This window comes from Streptomyces sp. BBFR25 (assembly GCF_044590125.1).
Taxonomy (GTDB): domain Bacteria; phylum Actinomycetota; class Actinomycetes; order Streptomycetales; family Streptomycetaceae; genus Streptomyces; species Streptomyces canus_D.
The window spans coordinates 4,033,289-4,056,253 of record NZ_CP172447.1; the positions used below are offsets into that span (position 1 = coordinate 4,033,289).

The window sequence follows — 22,965 nt, forward strand, 5'->3', positions numbered from 1 at the left end:
CCCATGAGCAACCGTGCAGGACATTTGCCTGCAGTCGGCCATGTGCTCCTTAGAAAGGAGGTGATCCAGCCGCACCTTCCGGTACGGCTACCTTGTTACGACTTCGTCCCAATCGCCAGTCCCACCTTCGACAGCTCCCTCCCACAAGGGGTTGGGCCACCGGCTTCGGGTGTTACCGACTTTCGTGACGTGACGGGCGGTGTGTACAAGGCCCGGGAACGTATTCACCGCAGCAATGCTGATCTGCGATTACTAGCGACTCCGACTTCATGGGGTCGAGTTGCAGACCCCAATCCGAACTGAGACCGGCTTTTTGAGATTCGCTCCACCTTGCGGTATCGCAGCTCATTGTACCGGCCATTGTAGCACGTGTGCAGCCCAAGACATAAGGGGCATGATGACTTGACGTCGTCCCCACCTTCCTCCGAGTTGACCCCGGCGGTCTCCCGTGAGTCCCCAACACCCCGAAGGGCTTGCTGGCAACACGGGACAAGGGTTGCGCTCGTTGCGGGACTTAACCCAACATCTCACGACACGAGCTGACGACAGCCATGCACCACCTGTACACCGACCACAAGGGGGCGCCCATCTCTGGACGTTTCCGGTGTATGTCAAGCCTTGGTAAGGTTCTTCGCGTTGCGTCGAATTAAGCCACATGCTCCGCCGCTTGTGCGGGCCCCCGTCAATTCCTTTGAGTTTTAGCCTTGCGGCCGTACTCCCCAGGCGGGGCACTTAATGCGTTAGCTGCGGCACGGACAACGTGGAATGTTGCCCACACCTAGTGCCCACCGTTTACGGCGTGGACTACCAGGGTATCTAATCCTGTTCGCTCCCCACGCTTTCGCTCCTCAGCGTCAGTATCGGCCCAGAGATCCGCCTTCGCCACCGGTGTTCCTCCTGATATCTGCGCATTTCACCGCTACACCAGGAATTCCGATCTCCCCTACCGAACTCTAGCCTGCCCGTATCGACTGCAGACCCGGGGTTAAGCCCCGGGCTTTCACAACCGACGTGACAAGCCGCCTACGAGCTCTTTACGCCCAATAATTCCGGACAACGCTTGCGCCCTACGTATTACCGCGGCTGCTGGCACGTAGTTAGCCGGCGCTTCTTCTGCAGGTACCGTCACTTTCGCTTCTTCCCTGCTGAAAGAGGTTTACAACCCGAAGGCCGTCATCCCTCACGCGGCGTCGCTGCATCAGGCTTTCGCCCATTGTGCAATATTCCCCACTGCTGCCTCCCGTAGGAGTCTGGGCCGTGTCTCAGTCCCAGTGTGGCCGGTCGCCCTCTCAGGCCGGCTACCCGTCGTCGCCTTGGTGAGCCACTACCTCACCAACAAGCTGATAGGCCGCGGGCTCATCCTGCACCGCCGGAGCTTTCGAACCGCCTGGATGCCCAGGCGGATCAGTATCCGGTATTAGACCCCGTTTCCAGGGCTTGTCCCAGAGTGCAGGGCAGATTGCCCACGTGTTACTCACCCGTTCGCCACTAATCCCCACCGAAGTGGTTCATCGTTCGACTTGCATGTGTTAAGCACGCCGCCAGCGTTCGTCCTGAGCCAGGATCAAACTCTCCGTGAATGCTTGACATCACGGGAGCGGAACAGTCGGAGGAATAATCCGACCGTTCACAGCGTCCTCGCTGTTGTGTTACTTCAAAGGAACCTCAACCCGAACGGAGATCCGATCAGGTCGGGGTATCAACATATCTGGCGTTGACTTTTGGCACGCTGTTGAGTTCTCAAGGAACGGACGCTTTCTTTGTACTCACCCTCTCGGGCTTTCCTCCGGGCGCTTCCCTTCGGTCTTGCGTTTCCGACTCTATCAGATCTTTCCGATCCGATTTCCTCGGTGCTTTCCAGGTTCCCGCTTTCGCGTTTCCCTTTCCGGCGGTTCCGACTCTATCAGATCCTTTCGGCCCTGATTCCCCGTCAGAGGGGGTTGCCTTCCCGGCTGTTGGGCCGTTCCGACGTCTCAAACTTTAGCGGACTCTCTCCGCGATTCTCAAATCGCGGTCGGAATTGAATTCGGGCATGCCGAAATCGATCCCGCTGGGAGGTCGTGCCTGTGGTTTGTTTGCCGCTGCTGCGGCGGGAGGCGCTACCGCAGAACCGTTACGGTCCCGTGGCAACCCGAAGAACCTTACGGACCCCGTAGGGGGCTGTCAAGCATCGCTGTCAAGATCTTTAATCGAGGTCGCTGAGCCGGCCACCGGCGTCCGGCTGTGCGTGCTCCACCCTGCGCAGGAGCCGGGTGAGCACCTCACCGAGCGCGGTGCGGTCGTCGGCGGAGAGGTCCTGGAGCAGGTCCTCCTCGAAGACCGAGGCGAGACGCATGGCCTCCAGCCACTTCTCGCGCCCCTCCGCCGTGAGCGCCACGATCACCCGGACCCGGTTGGCCTCGTCGCGCTCACGGGTGACCAGGCCCTCCGTCACCATGCGGTCGATGCGGTGGGTCATCGCGGCCGGTGTGAGGCCGAGGCGCTTGGCGAGGTCGCCGGGGCCGAGGCGGTAGGGGGCGCCGGAGAGCACGAGGGCCTTCAGCACCTCCCAGTCCGTGTTGCTGATGCCCAGCTCGGCAGTCTGGCGGCCGTACGCGACGTTCATACGGCGGTTGAGGCGGGAGAGTGCCGAGACGATCTTCTCGACCTGCGGGTCGAGGTCCTGGAACTCGCGCTGGTAGGCGGCGATCTGCTCTTCGAGTGTCGGCTCGCCGGCGCCGGAGGTGTCGCCCATGGCCGCAGTATGGCACGCGACTCCTTTGCCTTGAAGTCCTTCGGTATGTACTCTTTACCTTCGAACTTTAGCTTCTAAGTCTTCAGCTCTAACGGCTGGAGCGAGCGATCCCGAGAGATCAAGAGAGGGTGAACGTGACCAGGGCAATGGGCGCGGCGATGCGCCGGATTCACGTGGGCAACGCACTCAGCGCGTTCGGACTCGGCTTCACGGTCCCCTACCTGTACGTCTATGTGGCGCAGGTACGGGGCCTTGGTTCTGTCACGGCGGGCCTCGTGCTCGCCGTCTTCGCCGTGGCCGCGCTGATCGTGCTGCCGTTCGCCGGGCGGGCCATCGTCCGGCGCGGCCCGCTGCCGGTGCTGCTGGTCGCCCTGGTCACCGCCGCGCTCGGCGCGCTGAGCCTCGGACTGTCCGCCTCCGCGGGCACGGTGCTGCTGTCCGCCGCCGCACTCGGTGCGGGCCAGGCCGTGATGCAGCCCGCGCTCGCGACGATGATCGTGGACTGCTCCACGACTGAGACCCGGTCACGGGCGTTCGCCATGCAGTTCTTCCTGCAGAACCTGGGGCTCGGCGTCGGCGGGCTCATCGGGGGGCATCTGGTCGACACCACGAGCGCGTCGTCCTTCACGCTGCTGTTCGCCCTCGAGGCGGCGATGTTCCTGGTGCTGGTCGCCGTCATGGCGACGGTGCGGGTGCCGCGTGCGCCGCGCGTCGAGGAGGCGCCGGGGCAGACCGGCGGCGGGAGCTGGAAGCAGCTGCTCGGCAACCGGGCCATGGTGCAGCTGTGCGTGCTGGGCTTCGTCCTGTTCTTCGCCTGCTACGGGCAGTTCGAGTCGGGGCTGAGCGCCTACGGCGTCGAGGCGGCCGGGATCACCACGTCCGCGCTGGGGACCGCGCTGGCGGCGAACACGCTGATGATCGTGGTCGCGCAGTTCGCGGTGCTGAGGTTCGTGGAGCGGCGGAAGCGGTCCCGGGTGATCGCCGCCGTGGGGTTGATCTGGGCCGTCGCGTGGGCCGTGGCCGGGTACGCCGGGCTGGGGCACGGCAGCCAGACGATGGCGACGGCCGCGTTCATCTCGACGTACGCGCTGTTCGGGCTGGGTGAGGCGATGCTGTCGCCGACGCTGGCGCCGCTGGTGGCCGACCTGGCGCCGACCGGGCTGGCCGGGCAGTACAACTCCGCCTTCGCCCTGGTGAAGCAGCTCGCGCTGGCGATCGGACCCGCGGTGGGCGGGCCGCTCGGGGCCTCGCTGCACGCGCCGTACATCGTGGCGTTCCTGTTGTTCTCACTGGGCATCACGGTGCTGGCGGTGCGGCTGGGGCGGCAGCTGACGGATGTGCAGAACCAGCCGTCGCTGGCCAGGAGCCGGGTGGTCACGCAGGGCGGGGCGCCGGCCGACGCGGCGGTCGTCGCGGAGGCGTGAGCGGACCGGAAGCCGGGGGTCGGCGGGGTTTTCCCCTCCTCCGGCACCGGGTCACGGCTTGTGCAGGACGAACTCGCACCACACCGCCTTGCCGCCGCCCGGGGTGCGCCGGGATCCCCAGTTGGAGGCGATCGTCGCGACGATGGCGATGCCGCGGCCGGACTCGTCCCCCGGCTCCGCGCGGCGGCGTCTGGGCAGGTGGTCGTCGCCGTCGGTGACCTCGATGATCAGGCGGCGGTCGGTGCGGCGCAGGCGCAGCCGCATCGGCGGGGTGCCGTGCTGGAGGGAGTTGGCGACCAGTTCGCTGGTGGCCAGGACGCCGAGGTCGTGCAGGTCGGTGGGGAAGCGCCAGCTGGTGAGGACGCCGGAGGCGAAGGCACGCGCGCGTGGTGCCGCCTCCACCCCGCCGAGCAGTTCCAGGGCGGCGTTGCGGAACAGCTCGGCCTCGGCGCCCGCGCGGGCGGGGTGCTGGAGGACCAGGACGGCGACGTCGTCGTCGTGCTCCGGGGTGACGCCCGCCGAGCGGATCAGGCGGTCGCAGACCACCTGGGGGGTGCCGCCGGCGCCGGACAGGGCGCGCTCCAGGGCGGCGATGCCCTCGTCGAGGTCCTCGTCGCGGCGTTCGACCAGGCCGTCGGTGTAGAGGACGGCCGTGGAGCCCGGGGGCAGGGCGATCGCGCCGGACGTGTGGATCCAGCCGCCGGTGCCGAGCGGCGGGCCGGTGGGTTCGTCGGCGCGCTGCACGGTGCCGTCCTCGTCGCGGACCAGGATGGGCAGGTGGCCGGCGGACGCGTAGACCAGCCGGCCCTCATTGGGGTCGTGGATGGCGTAGACGCAGGTGGCGATCTGGTTGGCGTCGATCTCGGCGGCGAGGCCGTCGAGGAGCTGGAGCACCTCGTGCGGGGGCAGGTCGAGGCGGGCGTAGGCCCTGACCGCCGTACGGAGCTGGCCCATGACGGCCGCCGCGCGGACGCCTCTTCCCATGACGTCGCCGATGACCAGGGCGGTGCGGCCGCCGCCGAGGGTGATCACGTCGTACCAGTCGCCGCCTACCGCGGCCTCGGTGCCGCCGGGGTGGTAGGTGGCGGCGACGCGCAGGTCGTCGGGCTCCTCCAGTTTCTGCGGGAGGAGGGAGCGCTGGAGGGTGACGGCGGTCTCGCGCTGGCTGCGTTCGCTCGCGCGGAGGCGTCCGGCGGCCTCGGCGTGGTCGGTGACGTCGGTCGCGAACACGAGGACACCGCGGCCATCGCGGTCGCCGCCCCCGTCCTCGCCGCCGGTCTCGGTGACCGGGGTGCAGGTGAAGGTGTAGGAGCGGCCGTCCGGGGCCTTGCGGGACTTGAGGGTGCGGGGCCTGCCGCTGCGCTGGACCTGGTCCAGGAGCGGGAAGAGGCCCGGCTCGTCCAGCTCGGGGAGGGCCTCGCGGGCGCGGGCGCCGAGGTTGCGCGTGCCGAAGGCGGCTACGTAGGCGTCGTTGACGTAGGCGAGGCGGTGTTCGGGGCCGTGGAGGAGGGCGACGAGGGCCGGGACGCGGTCGAGGACGTCCCGTACGGGCAGTTCGTCGACGCTCAGGACGGCGGAGGCGGGCGGGGCCTCGTCGGTCAGCTGCTCGGCGCGGGCGGCGGGCACGGAGCCGTCCGCCCGCCGGTCCGGGGAGAGGGCCGTGTCGGTCCGCGCGGCGGCGCGGCGCTGTGTTCCGGGGAGTCGGGCGCTCCAGCGCGTGAAGTTCACGAATCCTTGCCTCGTGTAGTTGTCGGCGGCCGGGGACCGGGACGGGCCGGGGCGGCCCGGGCCCCGGGGGCCGCGCTGGGGCGAGCGGTGGCGCGCCCGCGGTGGTGGTCCAGTCTGGCAGGGCGCCCGCCCGGCCGACATCCGTCAGACGCCCCAGTGGCCGGGGGAGTTCCTGAGTCCGGTCAGGACGACCCCTTCGGGTTGTGCGGGGGCTCCTGAGAAGGCTTTCCACCGGCCGCGAGTTCGAACTCCGCCCGCGGATGTTCGAGCGAACCCAGGGAGACGATCTCCCGTTTGAAGAGTCCGGCGATCACCCATTCGGCGAGCACGCGCGCCTTGCGGTTGACGGTGGGGACGCGGCTGAGGTGGTAGGCGCGGTGCATGAACCAGGCGGGGTAGCCCTTGAGCTTGCGCCCGTAGACGTGCGCGACGCCCTTGTGGAAGCCGAGGGAGGCGACGGAACCGGCGTACGAGTGCGCGTAGGTGTCGAGGGGCTCGCCGCGCAGGGCGTGGGTGACGTTGTCGCCGAGGACCTTCGCCTGGCGGACGGCGTGCTGGGCGTTGGGGGCGCATTCCCGGCCGGGTTCGGGCGCGGTGACGTCGGGGACGGCGGCGGCGTCTCCGGCGGCCCAGGCGTGCGGGGCGCCGTCGACCGACAGCTGGGCGGTGCAGGTGAGCCGGCCGCGGTCGTCGAGGGGCAGGTCGGTGGCGGCGAGGACCGGGTGCGGTTTGACGCCGGCCGTCCAGACGACCGTGCGGGTGGGGAAGCGGGAGCCGTCGCTGAGGACGGCCACGCGGTCGGCGCAGGACTCGAGGCGGGTGTCCAGGCGTACGTCGACGTTGCGGCGGCGCAGCTCGGTGACGGTGTAGCGGCCCAGTTCCTCGCCGACCTCGGGCAGGATGCGGCCCGAGGCCTCGACGAGGATCCACTTCATGTCCTCGGGGCTGACGTTGTGGTAGTACCGCGCGGCGTAGCGGGCCATGTCCTCCAGCTCGCCGAGGGCCTCCACGCCCGCGTAGCCGCCGCCGACGAAGACGAAGGTGAGGGCGGCGTCGCGCAGGGCGGGGTCGCGGGTGGAGGAGGCGATGTCCAGCTGTTCGAGGACGTGGTTGCGCAGGCCGATGGCCTCCTCGACGGTCTTGAAGCCGACGCCGTGGTCGGCGAGTCCGGGCACGGGCAGGGTGCGCGAGACGGAGCCGGGGGCGAGGACGAGTTCGTCGTACGTGATGCGGCGGGCGCCCGTCTTCTCCTCGTCGGTGGCGAGGGTGGTGACCGTGGCGGTGCGGTTCGTGTGGTCGATGGACCCGGCCTCAGCGACGACGACGTCGCACTGGCCGAGGACGCGGCGCAGGGGTACGACGACGTGCCGCGGGGAGATGGAGCCGGCCGCCGCCTCGGGGAGGAACGGCTGATACGTCATGTAGGGGTCGGGGGTGACGACCGTGATCTCGACCTCGCCCCGCCGCAGTTCGCCCTTGAGGTTCCGTTGCAGCCGCAGGGCCGTGTACATCCCGACGTAGCCACCGCCGACAACGAGAATGCGCGCACGTTCCTTCACCATCCCATGACGCACCCGGCGCTTGCGTTTGTCCACAGGCTCGTCAATTTGTGTGACCGGAGATCGCCTGAGCGCCGAGCCGGGCGAACCGCCGTGACGCGGGGTGATCACGCAGGTCAGCGTGGGTGAGCACCGGGTGGGACGGCGGCACATTCGGGGCGTAGGCGATCCGTGCGCCGATCGGGGGGCGCTCCGTGCGGAACGTGCCCCTTCTGAATTGACCCCCGCTCAACTATGTTCTTTCCCACGGTGTGCAGGGGGATGTGCTCATGGGGTCCGCGACGGGCGGGCCGCGCAACCGGGCCCGTTCCACGCACTCCGGCTTTCGATGGCGGGGAGTGTCTCCGGGGGGAGACGTCATTACCGGGGGATTGTCTATGCATGTTCAGGATTCTCATTGGTCGTCCGCGTCGGCCGTCGCACCCGGCGGTGCGATGAACGCGGCGGCGGGCGGCGCACGCGACGCGGCACGGAACGCGCCCCTGCGCGTGGACGCCCAGCGCAATCTGGAGCACGTGCTGCGCGCGGCGCGGGAGGTGTTCGGCGAGCTGGGATACGGCGCGCCGATGGAGGACGTGGCACGGCGCGCGCGGGTCGGTGTCGGCACGGTGTACCGGCGCTTTCCGAGCAAGGACGTCCTGGTGCGCCGGATAGCCGAGGAGGAGACGGCGCGGCTGACCGACCAGGCGCGCACCGCGCTCGGGCAGGAGGACGAGCCGTGGTCGGCGCTGTCCCGCTTCCTGCGGACGTCGGTGGCCTCGGGCGCCGGGCGGCTGCTGCCGCCGCAGGTACTGCGGGTCGGGGTGCCGGACGACACCGACGGCGGTGCCGGTGGTGCGGCGGCCGGTGACGCGCGGGTGCCGCAGCAGCGGATACAGCCGGGCACCGGCGAGCTGCGCCTGGTGCCCGAGGAGACCGCCAGGGCCGGGGCGTCGGCCGGTGTCGCGGGTTCCGTGGCGGTCGACGAGGGGGCCGCGGCGCTCCTGGAGGTCGTGGGCCGGCTCGTGGAGCGGGCACGGACGGCGGGTGAACTGCGGCCGGACGTGTCGGTGTCGGACGTCCTGCTGGTGATAGCCACGGCGGCGCCCTCGCTGCCCGACCCGGCCCAGCAGGCTGCGGCTTCGGCCCGGTTGCTGGACATCCTGCTGGAGGGGCTGCGGTCGCGGCCGGCCTGAGACGGCGGCGGAGCCGTCGGGCGGCCGGTCCATCCTTCCCCGAACGGCTGAGCGTTATTACCGCGGTGGGGCAAGTCCCCCCCGGACGAGTGATGGTCGGCACAGGGGGGTCCTGGGGAAAAGCCCATATGGCACGCTGACCCGGTGTTCGGACTGGCTGGGCAGGTTGGCGGGGGCTTTCCGCGATGAGCGTTGACGGGCGGGACGGGTCACTCGGCGGTGACGGGGGGAACGGTCCCGGTGACGGGGAGAGCGGTCCCCGTGACGTAGAAGCAGGCGACACCCGGGACGGTGACGCGCCGCAGGTGCCGGGCCAGGGTGGCCCGGCCCACGGCCGACGGGACGGGGACCGTGCGGAGACCGGGGTTCCGGCGCAGCGCGAGCTGCACGAGGACAGCGTTCTGCCGCCGCCGCGGGAGCTGTACGACGGTGGCATCCTGCCGCCGCCGCGGGAGCTTCCGGCGTCCGACGCTGAGCTGATCGAGCGGATGCGCTCGGGCGACGACACTGCCTACGAGGAGCTGTACCGGCGCCACGCGGACGCGGTGCGCCGGTACGCGCGCACCTGCTGCCGCGACGCCCACACCGCGGACGACCTCACCGCCGAGGTCTTCGCCCGCATGCTCCAGGCGGTGCGCGGCGGTTCGGGACCCGAGCACGCCGTGCGCGCCTACCTGCTCACCGCGGTCCGGCGCGTCGCCGCCGGGTGGACCAGGTCGGCCGGGCGGGAGCAACTCGTCGAGGACTTCGCGGTGTTCGCCGCGCAGGCCGCGCACCCGTCGAAGGCGGACGACGACACCCTGGAGCTGGGCGCCGACGTCCGCGCCATGCACGAGGCCGAGCAGTCGATGGCCATGCGGGCCTTCCGGTCGCTGCCGGAGCGGTGGCAGGCCGTGCTGTGGCACACCGAGGTCGAGGACGAGTCGCCGAGCGAGGTGGCCGTGCTCTTCGGGCTGGACGCCAACGGCACCCGCGTCCTCGCCAGCCGCGCCCGCGAGGGGCTGAAGCAGGCCTACCTCCAGGCCCATGTCAGCGACGCCCTCGCCACCGACGAGGAGTGCGCCCGCTACGCCGACCAGCTCGGCACGTACGCGCGCGGCAGGCTGCGCATCCGGGCCGAACGCGGGCTGCGCAAGCACCTGGACGAGTGCGCCAGGTGCCGGCTGGCCGCGACCCAGATCGAGGAGGTCGCGAGCGGCATTCCCGCCGTGGTGCCCGTCGCGGTCATCGGCTGGTTCGGTGTCGCCGGATACGCGAAGGCGGCGGGGCTCGTCGCCGGGGGCGCGGGCGCCGGTGCGGCGGGAGCCGCGGCCGCGGCGAGCGGCGGCGGCTCCGGCGGAGCGGGCGCCGGAGGCGGTGCGGCCGCCTCCGAGGGGCTGGGCGCACCGGTGAAGGCCGGTATCGCGGCCGGCGTGGTCGCGGTGGCCGCCGCGGCGGCACTGGCCCTCGCGCTGGTCGGCAACGACACCCCCGACGAGGAACCGCCCAAGGCCGCCCCACCCGCCTCCTCCCCGGTGGCACAGCCCGCCCCCGACACACCCACGCCCTCGACACGCCCGCCCCGCCCACCCGCGCCGGTGGCAGCCCCCAAGCCGACCCCGACCCCGACCCCGACCCCGAAGCCGACCCCCACGCCCTCTCCCACCCCAAAGCCGAAGCCACCCCCCAAACCCACCCCAACCCCAACGCCGACCCCCACCCCGACACCTCCACCACCACCCACACCATCACCGCCGCCACCGCCCCCGCCCGCCCCGACCGTCTACCAGTGGAGCGAGCTGGCGTACGACGTGAGCGGCGACGGCACCGGCCCCGAGATGCGGCTGGCCGGAAGCAGCTGGGTGTGGCAGCGCTCCGCCCTGACGATCGACGACGTGCGGTACGCGCACGGCGTCACCGTTCACGGACGCTCCTCGGTCACCGTCGACCTCAACCGTGACTGCTCGTCCTACGACGCGCTGGCCGGTGTCGACGACCTGACGATGAAGCTGGGCAAGGTCCACTTCTCGGTGTACGCCGACGGCGTCCGGCTGTGGAACTCGGGGATGGTCAAGGGCGGGGACCCCGCGGTACCGGTCCACGTGGACATCACGGGCCGCGAGACGCTCCGGCTGGTGACCGAGCCGCACAGCCCCTTCGACTCGGTGGCCCTCGCGGACTGGGCCCAGTCCCGCTTTACCTGCGCGTAGGGGCCCGCTGCCCCACCGCCGCCCCCAGCTCCCGGACGACGTCCAGGGGCGTGAGTACGGCCCCCGCGCCCATTTCCACGGCGTACCGCTCACCGCCGAGGGCAGCGCGGGCGGCCGCCTCGGCACGCTCGGCGTGCGCGCGGTCCGGCATGGGGCGCGGGCGGTCGCCGCGCCAGTGGCCGGCCGCGCCGAGCAGCCGCACCGCGCGGGCGTGGTCTCCGCAGTCGCTGAGCAGCCCGGCCGCACTGTCCACGAGGGTCGCGAGGACCAGGTCGGCGCACCGCTCCGCGACGGCCTCCCGGAGGGTGTCCGCCAGCACCGGCAGGGCCGCCCGCGGGCCGGACTCGCCCGCCGTCACGAGCGCGTCCACCAGCCCGAGCATCGCCAGGAACTGCGGCGGCGGCGTGCCGCGCAGGCACTCCTCGCGGGCGGCCTCCCACAGGACGCGCGCCCGCGCGAAGTCCTCCTCGACCACCGCGAGCCCGGCCCGCAGCATCAGGACGAAGGCCTTGGAGTCCACGACGCCGTACCGGTCCGCCGCGGCACCGGCCTCGTCGAGTACACCGAGTGCCGTGCCGTGGTCCCCCTCGCGGTAGGCGATCTCGGCGAGCCGGGCGATGAGGAACGGCGCCTCCGCGAAGGCGCCCACCTCCTCGGCGAGGCGCAGGGCCTCCTCGTACTCGGCCCTGGCTTCCTCGTAGCGGCCGCGGACCATGGCGGCCTCGCCGAAGGCGCTGCACACCTGGGCCTCCACCAGGCGGTCGCCGACGCGGCGGCTGAGCACGCGCATCTCCGCGAGGTCGTCGTCGATGCCGACCGGGGTGCCCGAGAGGTCGACCACCGCATGGGTACGGAACATGAGGCTGGCGGCGATCTCCCACTCGCCCCCGTAGGCACGGCAGTTGGCGACGGAGGCGTCCATGGAACCGCGCACGTCGCCCGAGTCGCTGACGAAGAACTCGGTCAGCGGCCACACGAGACCAGGCACCCGGGCCGCCTCGGGGCCGCCCGCGGCGAAGTGGTCCCGCACCCGCCGGACGTACCGCCGCATGCGCTCGTCCAGCAGTCCTTCCCTCGGCTCGGTCTCGAAGGTGAGGAGGATGTGCATCATCCGCACCCGCATGCGCAGGGAGCCGAGCGGATGCGGCGGGCTGTCCTCCGGTACGGCGAGCAGCGTGTCGACGGGGTCCGCGGCAGCCGTCCGACGGGCGAGGACGTCCGCCTCCGGCACCCGACCGTCCGCCGCGTCCAGGGCGGCTCCGAGGCGCAGCACCCGGTCCAGCCACCTGACGCCCTCGTGGCGGTAGTTGCGCAGCCACCAGAACCAGCCCATGGCGAGCGCGAGGGCGGCGGCCTCCGGCTCGTCGCCCGCGGCGAGGGAGCGGTCGAGGGCCGCGCGGATGTTGTCGTGCTCGGTCTCCAGGCGGGAGATGTACGGCAGTTGCCCGGCCGAGCGCAGTCGCGGGTCGGCCTCCTCGGCCAGGGCGCGCGCCCACGCGCGATGCGCGCGCTCGGCGGACTCCCGCAGCCCGGGGACCTCGGCGGCGCGTTCCTCGGCGTACTCGTGGATGGTCTCCAGCATGCGGTAGCGCATGCCGGTGCCCTCGGCGCCCGGGTCGGCGACGACCAGGGACTTGTCCACCAGCGCCCCGACCAGTTCCGCCGCGGGCCCGGTGCCCACGGTCTCCGCGGCCGCGAGGTCCCAGCCGCCCGCGAAGACGGACAGCTCGCGCAGCATGGTGCGTTCCGCCTCGTCGAGGAGGTCCCAGGACCAGTCGACGACCGCGCGGAGGGTCTGTTGGCGCGGCAGGACGGTGCGGCTGCCCGAGGTGAGCAGGCGGAAGCGGTCGTCGAGCCGGTCGGCGATCTCCCGCGGGGTGAGCAGCCGCAGCCGGGCGGCCGCCAGCTCGATGGCCAGCGGCAGCCCGTCGAGGCGCCGGCAGATCTCGGCGACCGCCTCCTCGTCGCGCAGGACCGCGTCCGCGTCGGGCCGCACGGCGCTCGCGCGCGCGGTGAACAGGCGCTGCGCCTGCGCGGGGGTGAGCGGCTCGACCGGGCGCACCGACTCGCCGGGCACGCCCAGGGGTTCCCGGCTGGTGGCGAGGACGGTGAGGCCCGGGCAGCGGGTCAGCAGGGTCTCGGCGAGCCGGGCCGCCGCGCCGACGACGTGTTCGCAGTTGTCGAGGACCAGGAGCCGGCTGCGCCGGGAGCAGTACTCGACGAGGAGGGCGACGGGGTCGTCCTGCACGGCGGGCCGGTCTCCGGTGAGCAGCACGGTCTCGCGCAGCCCGAGGGCGTTGACGACCGCGCCGGGCACGGCCTCCGGACGGTCGAGCGGGGCGAGTTCGACCAGCCACGCCTGGTCGAGCCCGGCGGCGACCTCCTCGGCGAGGCGGGTCTTGCCGGATCCCCCCGGTCCGGTGAGGGTGACAAGGCGGGACCCGCGCAGGTCGGAGCGGAGGGCGTCGAGCTCGAGTTCCCGTCCCACGAAGGTGGTCAGCCGGGGCCTGATGTTGCCCCGGCGGCCGTCGGGAGCCGGGGAGGCGCGCACCGCTCCCCGGGCGCCGAGCAGTTCGGCGTGCAGGGCGCGCAGGCGGGGGCCGGGTTCGGTGCCGAGGCCTTCGGCGAGGGTGCGGCGGGTGCTCTCGTAGGCGGCCAGGGCGTCGGCGTCGCGGCCGGTGGCGCGCAGGGCGCCGATGAGGAGGGCGTGCAGCGGTTCGTCGTACGGGTGGGCGGCGGTCAGTTGGCGCAGCCGCGGTACGGCGTCGTGGGCGTCGCCGAGGCGCAGACCGGCCTCGATACGGGTGCGGGTCGCCTCCAGGTGCAGGGCCTCGGGGCCGGCGGCGTGGCCGGGGAGGTCGGCGAGGGCGGGGCCGCGCCAGAGGGCGAGTGCCTCGTCCAGGTGCCGGGCGGCGGTCTCGGCGTCGCCGTGTCCGAGGGCGGTGGTGCCTTGGCGTACGAGGCGCTCGAAGACGAACAGGTCGACGTCGTCGCGGGGCGCCGCGAGCCGGTAACCGCCGGGGACGGATTCGACGGCCTCCTTGCCGACGGTACGGCGGAGGCGGCCGACCAGTGCCTGGAGGGCGGCCGGGGCGTCCTGCGGCGGGTCGTCCCCCGCCCAGACCTCGTCGATCAGCGTGGTGGGCGTGACGACGTCACCGGGGCGCAGGGCGAGGGCGGTGAGCAGCGCGCGCAGGCGGGGGCCGCCGGGGCTCGCGACGGTGCCGTGGCCCTCCGTCTGGGTGACGCCCAGGATTCTGTACCGCACGGGGTCATTGTCGCCGCACCGGTCCGGTGCGGGCACCCGGCGCGGATGCGATCAGTGATCCGGCGTTTCCTGGTCCCCCGGCGCGGGTGTGGGCGCGGGGGTGGGGAGCGCGGCCCGGCGTAGCGGGGTGCCGCTGCGCCCACCCGTGCCGCCCCAGCGGCACGACTGCCCGCAGCTGGGGCGACTGGCGACTGCCCGCAGCGGGGGCAATTGGCGACTGCCCGCAGCGGGGACGAGGCGGCGGGAGAGCCGCGTACGGCGAGCAGGGGACGTGTCGGGGGGTGTCCGCCCGCAGCGGTTGGCGCGTCCGCGCCGGTGAGTTCTGTGGCCAACCGATTCCGCGCCGTTCCGAGGACGGACACCCCCCGGCGCGGCCCCGACCCACCCACCGGACACACCGCGCAACGCGCACCCCCACCGAACCCGCACAGGCGCCGCAGGCACCCCGTCAGACCCTCCGCGCAACCGTCCCAGCCCCGCCCAGCGCCCCCCGCTGCGGCGCGATGCCCGCGGGTACCGCGCGTTGGCGGGCCGGGGTGCCGGTCCAGCAGGTGCCGCGGCGGGCGAGGAGGCGACCGAGCCACAGCTCCAGCGAGACGAGGTCGGCCAGCCCGTCCAGCGGCAGCGGCTCCCCCGCGGCCGCCGCCCGCACCGCCTTGCGCACGACCCGCGCCTCCACGAGCCCCGCCTCCGCGAGCAACGGCGTGTCGAACAGCCCCAGCAGCGAGTCCGCGGCGACCCGCAGCCCCGTCCGCGCGGCGGTGGCCGCCAGCTGCTGGGTGGGCGCCCCCCACCCGCTGGGCAGCTCGCTCACGCCCGCCCCCTCCAGCACCGTCCGCAGGATCGCTGCCCGGGCCCCCGGCTGCACCCGCAGCGCCTCCGGCAGGGCCCGGCAGGCCCGGACGACCTGGTTGTCGAGGAACGGCGTGTGCAGCCGCTGGAAGCGGATCTCCGCGGCCTGCTCCAGCACCCGCACCTCCGAAGCGTGCCGCGCCAGAGCCGCCCGCGCCCGGAAGTCCCCCGGCCGCTGCCCCGGCCCCACCCCCGACCGCTGCGAAGAGGTCTGGAGGCGAACCGATACTTCAGCCAGCGCCTCTCCGGTCAGCCACCGCGCCGCCGGCCCCGGCCCGGCCCAGGTCAGCGCGGCCAGCGAGGCGTCCATCGCCCCGTCGCCCGGCGTGTCGAAGCGTCTGCGCAGCAGCCGCTCGGCGAGCACCTCAAGCCCGCTCCGGTACGGCGTGCGCGCCAGCCGCCGCGCCGCCGCGTACACGCGCGCGGGGACCAGTACCGACCCGTCGGCCTTGGCGAGCGCGGCGACCGGCCGGACCAGGTGCCGCCGTTTGCGGTCCATGAGCAGGTCGGCGAGGCGCGCCGGATGCGCGTCGAGGACCTGCCGCGCTCCGTACCCGGTGAAGTGGTCCGCGCTCCCCGCGGCGAGCCGCGCCCGGTGCCGCGCGGCGGCGACCAGGAAGGAGCCCGGCTCGTCGGTCAGCGGCCCGTCCAGCGCGGTGAACGGCAGCATGTCCTCGCCGCCGGTGACCACCACGTGGTGCAGCCGCGGGTTGGCCGCCAGCGCGCCCGCCCGCGTCAGCTCGGGCTCCTGCCCGCCGACGGCGAGGTCGTTGAAGGTGACGGCCAGCAGCCGCTCCCCCGCCCCGGTGCCGTGTCCGAGCACGGTCCCCGGCATCCCCGGCAGCCCGGCCGCCAGCAGCGCCAGCGTGCCCGAGGCCGGCCCGCCGGACAGGTCGGCCCCGATCCCCGGCACCGGCATCCCGCGCGCCGCACGGCGTTCCGCGGGCCCCATGCCCGGGACCGGCCCGGGGTCGATGCCGTCGCCGGGGACGTGCCGGGGTGCGGCGAGCCGGGTACGCACCGCTTCCACCAGGGCGTCCCGAACACCGTCCACCGCGCGGTCGGGATCCGCCGCGGGCGCCGCCACGGCGAGCGAGGCCACCGGCTCGTACCCCGCGATCTCCCGCGCCCCGGCGCGCAGAATCAGCGCATGCCCCGGCGGAACGCGCTTCACGCCGTCGTACGGGGTGGAGTCGTCCAGCGCGGCCGGCACGTCGGGCGCGGCGAGCAGCGCGGCGAGGTGGCCGAAGTCGAGGTTGGCCTCGACGAGGTCGGCGAGCGGCAGCGCGGCCGTCGCGTAGGCGGTGCCGCCCGCCCAAGGGGTGTGGAAGACCGGCCGCGCGCCCGCGAGGTCGCCGCAGACGGTGATCCGCCGCCCCACCTGGACGACGGCCGTGTAACTGCCGGGCCACGCCGTCAGATGCCGCAGCGCGCCCCCGCGCGCCGCGAACAGCGCGACCCGCAACTGCTCGTCGCTCGCGCCGCAGATGCCGAGGACGGCGATCCGGGTCTGCGGGTCGGCGCTGACGACGCGCACCTCGTCGGGGCGCCAGTCGCCGACCGCCCACAGCGGATCGGGGTCGCCCCACAACGGCTGGGCGCCCACGGGCTGCACGGTCTCGCCGTCGTAGCCGGTGGCCCCCGCGGAACCGGCCGCCCCGGCGAACCCGGCTGCTCCCACGGCGGCGCTGCTCCACCCCACCAACCACCGCATCGACGCCTCCACAGGCTGGGGACAACCAGTGCACCGTACGAACTGGTCCCCATGCTGCCATGAAGGGCGCGCCACAGAGCGTCGGCGGAGCCGCGTGTGCTCCCTGCGGGCGCTCTCGCGGAGACTCACGCGAGAACGCCGGCTCCCTTGCACCGCCCCTCGGACACCGTCCGGGAGGAAGTGAAGACGACGCGAATGCGCCCCCGCAACGCGCCCTTTGGCTCCCCCACGCGCCCTCAACTCCCGTGGTGAGGGCGGTAGTACCCCGAAATCACCAGAGGTGATTTTCAGCCAAATCAACGTCACGCAGTCGCATTCGAACACGCTCCGTACAAACTCTGCGCACCACCGGGCGTCATGCCGCCGGCGCGCGGTCCGGGGGACGGGACTCGCCCCCCGGACCGGTCCGCCGCCCGCGGGGATGTAGGCGGCGGCGTCCCCCAGCCCACTGGATCCAGTACAGCGGGCCGACCCACGCACCGCCCATGGAAACGCTCCCGCCGTGGCCGGAGAAGAGCGCACGGACAGGCGCACGGCCACACATCGGGAGCACGTGGCAACAGACCGTACATACACCGCACTTGAGTACGGACCACAATCCCGCCATCCGGAACAATGCCTCTTAACGCCTGGGATGCGGCGAACTACGCTGGGTTTACGAATGCCGCGTGGTTATGCCAGCGCGGCAGCCGTCTGTGTCGAGGGGTGGCGCATGTCCAGGGAGCAACGCGGGCCGAACGAAAAGCTCGGCGCCGTTCTCGCCCTCGCGGGAATCAGCAACGCAGGACTGGCCCGGCGCGTCAACGACCTGGGCGCCCAGCGCGGGTTGACGCTGCGCTACGACAAGACGTCGGTGGCGCGCTGGGTGTCGAAGGGCATGGTGCCGCAGGGCGCGGCGCCGCACCTCATCGCCGCCGCCATCGGCCAGAAGCTCGGCCGTCCGGTGCCGCTCCACGAGATCGGCCTGGCGGACGCGGACCCCGCCCCCGAGGTGGGCCTCGCCTTCCCCCGGGACGTCGGCCAGGCGGTCAGGTCCGCCACCGAGCTGTACCGTCTCGACCTCGCCGGCCGCCGGACCGGCGGCGGCATCTGGCAGTCGCTCGCCGGGTCGTTCGCGGTCAGCGCGTACGCGACGCCCGCCTCGCGATGGCTGATAACCCCGGCCGACAGCTCGGTGGCGCGCGAGGTGGGCCCGGCCGAGGGCTCCGGCGCACCGCTCAAAGTCGGCCACAGTGACGTGCAGAAGCTGCGCGAGGCCGCCGAGGACGCCAGACGCTGGGACTCCAAGTACGGCGGCGGCGACTGGCGTTCGTCGATGGTCCCCGAGTGCTTACGCGTCGAGGCGGCTCCGCTCCTCCTCGGCTCCTACTCCGACGAGGTCGGCCGCGCCCTGTTCGGCGCCTCGGCCGAACTGACGCGCCTGGCCGGGTGGATGGCCTTCGACACCGGCCAGCAGGAGGCGGCCCAGCGGTACTACATCCAGGCGCTGCGCCTGGCCCGCGCGGCGGCCGACGTTCCGCTCGGCGGCTACGTGCTGGCCTCCATGTCGCTCCAGGCGACGTACCGCGGCTTCGGCGACGAGGGCGTGGACCTCGCCCAGGCTGCCCTCGAACGCAACCGCGGCCTGGCCACGGCCCGCACCATGAGCTTCTTCCGCCTGGTGGAGGCCCGCGCCCACGCGCGCGCGGGCGACGCGGTGGCGGCCGGGGCCGCCCTGAAGGCCGCCGAGAGCTGGCTGGAGCGCGCCCGCCCCGGTGACAGCGATCCGTCGTGGCTGGGTTTCTACTCCTACGACCGGTTCGCCGCCGACGCGGCCGAGTGCTACCGCGACCTGAAGGCACCACGCCAGGTCCGCCGCTTCACCGAGCAGGCGCTGTCGCAGCCGACGGAGGAGTTCGTACGCTCGCACGGCCTCAGACTCGTCGTCTCGGCGGTGGCCGAGCTGGAGTCGGGCAATCTGGACGCGGCCTGCGAGCAGGGCGTGCGGGCGGTCGAGGTGGCCGGCCGCATCTCCTCGGCCCGCACCACCGAGTACGTGAAGGACCTCCTGCACCGCCTGGAGCCGTACGGCGACGAGCCGCGCGTGGTGGAGCTGCGCGAGCGCGCCCGCCCCCTGCTGGTGACCCCGGCCTGACGGACCACGACGGAACCGCGACAGACCGCGACGGACCACGACGGACCGCAACGGACCACGCGGACCGCGACGGACCGCCCGCTTCCGGGTTTGAAGGCATTGTCAGTGGCGCAGTGCACTATCGAAGCCGGGAGGTGGACCGGGATATGAAACAAGCGTTCGACTGTGACGTGCTGGTGATCGGCGGCGGGATCGTCGGCCTGTCCACGGCGTACGCGATCACGCGCGCCGCCCCGGGCACCCGGGTCACGGTCCTGGAGAAGGAGCCGGGCCCCGCCCGCCACCAGACGGGCCGCAACAGCGGGGTCATCCACAGCGGTGTCTACTACCGCCCGGGCTCGCTGAAGGCGCGCTACGCGGTCCGGGGCGCCGCCGAGATGGTCAAGTTCTGCGCCGAGTACGACATCGACCACGCCGTCACCGGCAAGCTGATCGTCGCCACCGACCGCGCCGAGCTGCCCCGCCTGCACGCCCTCGTCCAGCGCGGCCGGGAGAACGGCATACCGGTGCGCGAGCTGAGCGGCGCCCAGATCCAGGAGTACGAGCCCGAGGTCCGGGGCCTGGCCGCCATACACGTCGGCACCACCGGCATCTGCGACTACGGCGCCGTGGCCCGGCAGCTCGCCCGCGCGTCCGGGGCGGAGATCCGCTACGGCGCCGAGGTGCACCGCGTCGACCGGCGCCCCGGCCTGGGGGTCGCCGTCCGCACCCGCGCCGGGGACGTGCTCCGCGCCCGGGCCCTGGTCAACTGCGGCGGGCTGCACTGCGACGGGATCGCCCGGTTGACCGGGGACGACCCCGGCATGCGGATCGTCCCCTTCCGGGGCGAGTACTACGAGCTGGCGCGGCCGGAGCTGGTGCGGGGACTGGTGTACCCGGTGCCGGACCCGGCGTTCCCGTTCCTCGGGGTGCATCTGACCCGGGGCATCGACGGCGGTGTGCACGTCGGACCGAACGCGGTGCCGGCGCTGGCACGCGAGGGATACGGCTGGGGCGTGGTGCACCCGCGTGAGCTGGCCGCGACCCTGGCCTGGCCGGGTTCGTGGCGGATAGCCCGGCGGCACTGGAGGTACGGCGCGGGCGAGCTGCGGCGGTCGCTGTCCAGGTCCGCGTTCACGACGGCGGTGCGCAGGCTCCTGCCCGCGGTCACGGAGGGCGACCTGGTCGCCGCCCCGGCCGGGGTGCGGGCGCAGGCGGTGCTGGCGGACGGCACGCTGGTGGACGACTTCCTGATCAAGGAGGGCGCCCACGCGGTGCACGTGCTGAACGCGCCGTCACCCGCGGCCACCGCGTCCCTGCCCATCGGCCGCGAGGTGGCGCGTAGGGCGCTGGCGATGCTGGCGGACTAGAGGCATCTCCGGCCCGCACCTCCGGCCCGCCCCCTAGCCACGCCCGGGTGCGCTGCTGCCCTCGTAGGAGCCGAGGCCCTCGATCAGTTCCACGAGGGCCGGGTCCCCCGCGAAGCGCTCGGCGTGGATCTGCCGGATGAGCTCGCCCGTGGCCGGGTCCTCGTCGTCGGTCAGGTCGTGCGAGACCATGTGCCGCACCAGCGGCAGCCCGATCTCGTCGACCCGTCGGTGCAGTGGAGCGTGCATGTACGCCCGGTAGCCCTCGATGTCCTCGACCGCGAACACCGCTCCGTAGTCGAAGTCGCCGCCCACGTCCCGCCCGACCGCCCAGTACGCGACGGCGTCGATCTCACGCCCCATCCTGCGGAGCATCTCGAGTGCCTCCTCGACCTTGTCCCGCGGTGCGTCGGGGCGCATGGCGAGGCGGATCTGGTGGTGAATCACGGCGTCTCTCCTCCACGGTACGACAACAGGCTTCACAGTATCGCTTGAGTTATAGACTGTAACTAGCTCGATAGGCCATCGCAACCGCGTGCGCCGACTAAAATCGACGCATTGTGTCTGACTCCCACCACACCCCCGAAGCCGAAGCCGGCCCCCCGCCACATCCGGCCGGGACCTCCCTGCGCCACGTCCGCGCCAAGGGCGAGCCCCGTTTCCCCGACGGCCCGAAGGCCGATCCCGCCGGGTCGCACTTCGAGCGGCGGATCCGGAGTTTCCAGCCCCGGCGCAGCCGGGTGACCACCGGGCAGGCGGACGCGTTGCAGCGGCTGTGGCCCGTGTGGGGCCTGGACATCGACGGCCGCCGGGTCGTCGACCTCGCCGAACTCTTCGGCAACGACCGCCCCGTGGTCCTGGAGATCGGCTTCGGCATGGGCGAGGCCACCGCCCGCATGGCCGCCGCCGACCCAGACACCAACATCCTCGCCGTCGACGTCCACACCCCCGGCCAGGGAAACCTGCTCGGTCTCGCGGAGCGCCAGGAGCTGTCCAACATCCGGGTGGGCAACGGCGACGCGATCATCCTGCTGCGCGAGATGCTCGCCCCCGGCTCCCTCGCCGGGCTGCGCGTCTACTTCCCCGACCCGTGGCCCAAGAAGCGGCACCACAAGCGGCGGCTGATCCAGCCCGAGTTCCTGTCCCTGGCCGCGACCCGGCTGGCCCCGGGGGCCGTCCTGCACTGCGCCACCGACTGGGAGCCGTACGCCGGGCAGATGCTCGACGTGCTCACCGCGCATCCCGACTTCGAGAACACCGTGCCCGGCGGCGGATTCGCGCCACGTCCCGAGCACCGGCCGCTGACCCGTTTCGAGGGCCAGGGACTGGACAAGGGACATGTGGTGAACGACCTGCTCTTCCGTCGCGTAGAGCACAAGGAGCCGCCCCCCACCGGTTAGGGTCCATGCCGTGGCCACCTGTCCCCCGTACCCGACCCGTGCGCACCGGCATACGCACTGGTGGCAGCGCACCTGGGTCCGCTACGGCGCGCTGATCACCCTGCTCGCGCTCTCCGGGCTGGTGATCCTGGCCCTGGTGCGCGAACAGACCGGCACGCAGGGGTTCCTGGTGGGACTGGGCCTGGCGGTACTGCCCGTGCCGCTGCTCATAGCCGCGTTCCGCTGGCTGGACCGGGTGGACCCCGGCCCCTGGCGGAACCTGCTCTTCTGCTTCGCCTGGGGGGCCTGCGCGGCGGCGCTGATAGCGATCATCGCCAACAGCTTCGCGACCCGCTGGATAGCGACCGCGACCGCCGACCCGGCCGGCGCGGACACGTGGGGCGCCACGGTCATAGCGCCGGTCGTCGAGGAGTCCGCCAAGGCGGCCGCCGTCCTCCTGGTCTTCCTCTTCCGCAGACGGGACTTCACGGGTCTCGTCGACGGCGTGGTCGTCGCCGGGGTCACCGCCACCGGCTTCGCCTTCACCGAGAACATCCTGTACCTGGGCACCGCCTTCGGCACCGACCAGCTCACCGGCGACAGCGGCATCGCCTCCGTCACCGCGGCGACCTTCTTCGTGCGGGTGGTGATGTCGCCGTTCGCGCACCCGCTGTTCACCGTGCTGACCGGCATCGGCTTCGGCATCGCCGCGCTCTCGGCGGGCCGGCACCGTCTGCGCCGGGCCCTGCTCCCCCTGGCCGGGCTGCTGCTCGCGATGGGCGTGCACGCCCTGTGGAACGGCTCGGCCGCCTTCGGCGAGTACGGCTTCTTCGCCGTGTACGCGGCGTTCATGGTGCCGTCCTTCGGCCTGCTGACCTGGCTGGTGATCTGGACCAGGCAGCGCGAACTGGGCACCGTACGGGCCGAACTGCCCGCGTACGTCCTCGCCGGATGGCTCACGCCCGCCGAGCCGTACGCGCTCGGCTCGATGCGGGCCCGCCGCATCGCCCGGCAGTACGCCCGCCGGCACGCCGGGAAGGAAGGGGCGCGGGCGGTGGCGCGGTACGAGGCCTGCGCGACCTCGGTGGCGTTCCTCAGGCAGCGCGGGCGCCGGGGCAGGGCGGGCGCCGACTTCACCGTGCGGGAGCGGGAGCTGCTGGAGGCCCTGTGGCACCTGCGGGACGTGGCCCGCCCGGCACTGGAGCACGCGGCGCGGGCCACGGCACCGCCGCCGCCCGCGCCGCGGCCGGTGCCGCCGTGGGCGTACCCGTACGGCGGGGCGCACCCCGGGTACGGCCCCCAAACCGCGCCCGCCCCGTACGCCCGGCAGCTCCCGTACTCCCCCCACGCCCCTCACGCCCCCTACGGGCCGCAGGCGCCCCTCGGCCCGCACCCGCCGCACCACCCGTACGCCCCGTACGCGCCGCCCGGCCCCCACCGGCCGTAGGTCCGCGCCGTCCGCC

The 22,965-nt window shown here is 72.8% G+C and carries 13 protein-coding genes and 1 rRNA gene; 7 read left to right on the forward strand and 7 right to left on the reverse strand.

The genetic code is table 11. The features are described 5' to 3' along the window. Window positions 1–53: 53 nt before the first annotated feature. Both ACGH52_RS18295 and ACGH52_RS18300 read right to left on the reverse strand, forming a co-directional pair. Window positions 54–1,580, reverse strand: a 16S ribosomal RNA gene (locus tag ACGH52_RS18295). A gap of 605 nt (window positions 1,581–2,185) precedes the next feature. Continuing rightward, complete coding sequence (locus tag ACGH52_RS18300) at window positions 2,186–2,734, reverse strand: MarR family winged helix-turn-helix transcriptional regulator (protein ID WP_210978245.1); 549 nt, start codon at window positions 2,732–2,734, stop codon at window positions 2,186–2,188. A gap of 146 nt (window positions 2,735–2,880) precedes the next feature. Between ACGH52_RS18300 and ACGH52_RS18305 the strand changes: the two genes are divergently transcribed. Beyond that, window positions 2,881–4,158, forward strand: a complete 1,278-nt coding sequence (locus tag ACGH52_RS18305) for an MDR family MFS transporter (RefSeq protein ID WP_399946788.1) — start codon at window positions 2,881–2,883, stop codon at window positions 4,156–4,158. Between the two features lie 51 nt (window positions 4,159–4,209). Here ACGH52_RS18305 and ACGH52_RS18310 read toward each other — a convergent pair whose 3' ends face one another. Then, window positions 4,210–5,886, reverse strand: a complete 1,677-nt coding sequence (locus ACGH52_RS18310) for a SpoIIE family protein phosphatase (protein WP_399940697.1) — start codon at window positions 5,884–5,886, stop codon at window positions 4,210–4,212. Window positions 5,887–6,068: 182 nt separating this feature from the next. Beyond that, on the reverse strand, window positions 6,069–7,448 hold the full coding sequence (locus tag ACGH52_RS18315; RefSeq protein ID WP_399940700.1) for an NAD(P)/FAD-dependent oxidoreductase: 1,380 nt from the start codon (window positions 7,446–7,448) through the stop codon (window positions 6,069–6,071). 374 nt (window positions 7,449–7,822) lie between these two features. Here ACGH52_RS18315 and ACGH52_RS18320 point away from each other — a divergent pair, with 374 nt between their 5' ends. Further along, window positions 7,823–8,620: a TetR family transcriptional regulator gene (locus ACGH52_RS18320; protein ID WP_399940703.1), complete on the forward strand. Its 798-nt coding sequence runs from the start codon at window positions 7,823–7,825 to the stop codon at window positions 8,618–8,620. Window positions 8,621–8,805: 185 nt separating this feature from the next. Continuing rightward, a complete protein-coding gene (locus tag ACGH52_RS18325; protein ID WP_399940706.1) occupies window positions 8,806–10,809 on the forward strand; it encodes a sigma-70 family RNA polymerase sigma factor in 2,004 nt (667 codons plus the stop codon). Here the strand turns inward: ACGH52_RS18325 and ACGH52_RS18330 are convergent. Both ACGH52_RS18330 and ACGH52_RS18335 read right to left on the reverse strand, forming a co-directional pair. Continuing rightward, entirely contained in the window at window positions 10,796–14,077 is a 3,282-nt protein-coding gene (locus tag ACGH52_RS18330; RefSeq protein WP_399940709.1) for a BTAD domain-containing putative transcriptional regulator, read from the reverse strand. The genes ACGH52_RS18325 and ACGH52_RS18330 overlap by 14 nt on opposite strands. A 448-nt stretch (window positions 14,078–14,525) precedes the next feature. Further along, a complete protein-coding gene (locus ACGH52_RS18335; protein ID WP_399940712.1) occupies window positions 14,526–16,643 on the reverse strand; it encodes an asparagine synthase-related protein in 2,118 nt (705 codons plus the stop codon). Window positions 16,644–17,355: 712 nt separating this feature from the next. On the opposite strand from ACGH52_RS18335, the gene ACGH52_RS18340 reads away from it, so the two are divergent. Continuing rightward, entirely contained in the window at window positions 17,356–18,777 is a 1,422-nt protein-coding gene (locus tag ACGH52_RS18340; RefSeq protein ID WP_076975382.1) for an MFS transporter, read from the forward strand. Window positions 18,778–18,923: 146 nt separating this feature from the next. After that, window positions 18,924–20,126 (forward strand): L-2-hydroxyglutarate oxidase, encoded by a 1,203-nt coding sequence (lhgO, locus tag ACGH52_RS18345; RefSeq protein WP_210977418.1) that lies wholly within the window; start codon window positions 18,924–18,926, stop codon window positions 20,124–20,126. A 33-nt stretch (window positions 20,127–20,159) separates the two neighbouring features. On the opposite strand, the gene ACGH52_RS18350 is transcribed toward lhgO, so the two are convergent. Next, window positions 20,160–20,570 (reverse strand): Dabb family protein, encoded by a 411-nt coding sequence (locus ACGH52_RS18350; RefSeq protein WP_059302901.1) that lies wholly within the window; start codon window positions 20,568–20,570, stop codon window positions 20,160–20,162. A gap of 113 nt (window positions 20,571–20,683) precedes the next feature. Here ACGH52_RS18350 and trmB point away from each other — a divergent pair, with 113 nt between their 5' ends. Together trmB and ACGH52_RS18360 are read left to right on the forward strand one after the other, a co-directional pair. Next, entirely contained in the window at window positions 20,684–21,523 is an 840-nt protein-coding gene (trmB, locus tag ACGH52_RS18355) for a tRNA (guanosine(46)-N7)-methyltransferase TrmB (RefSeq protein ID WP_399940716.1), read from the forward strand. A 10-nt stretch (window positions 21,524–21,533) separates the two neighbouring features. Beyond that, window positions 21,534–22,949 (forward strand): PrsW family intramembrane metalloprotease, encoded by a 1,416-nt coding sequence (locus tag ACGH52_RS18360; protein ID WP_399940719.1) that lies wholly within the window; start codon window positions 21,534–21,536, stop codon window positions 22,947–22,949. Window positions 22,950–22,965 lie beyond the last annotated feature (16 nt).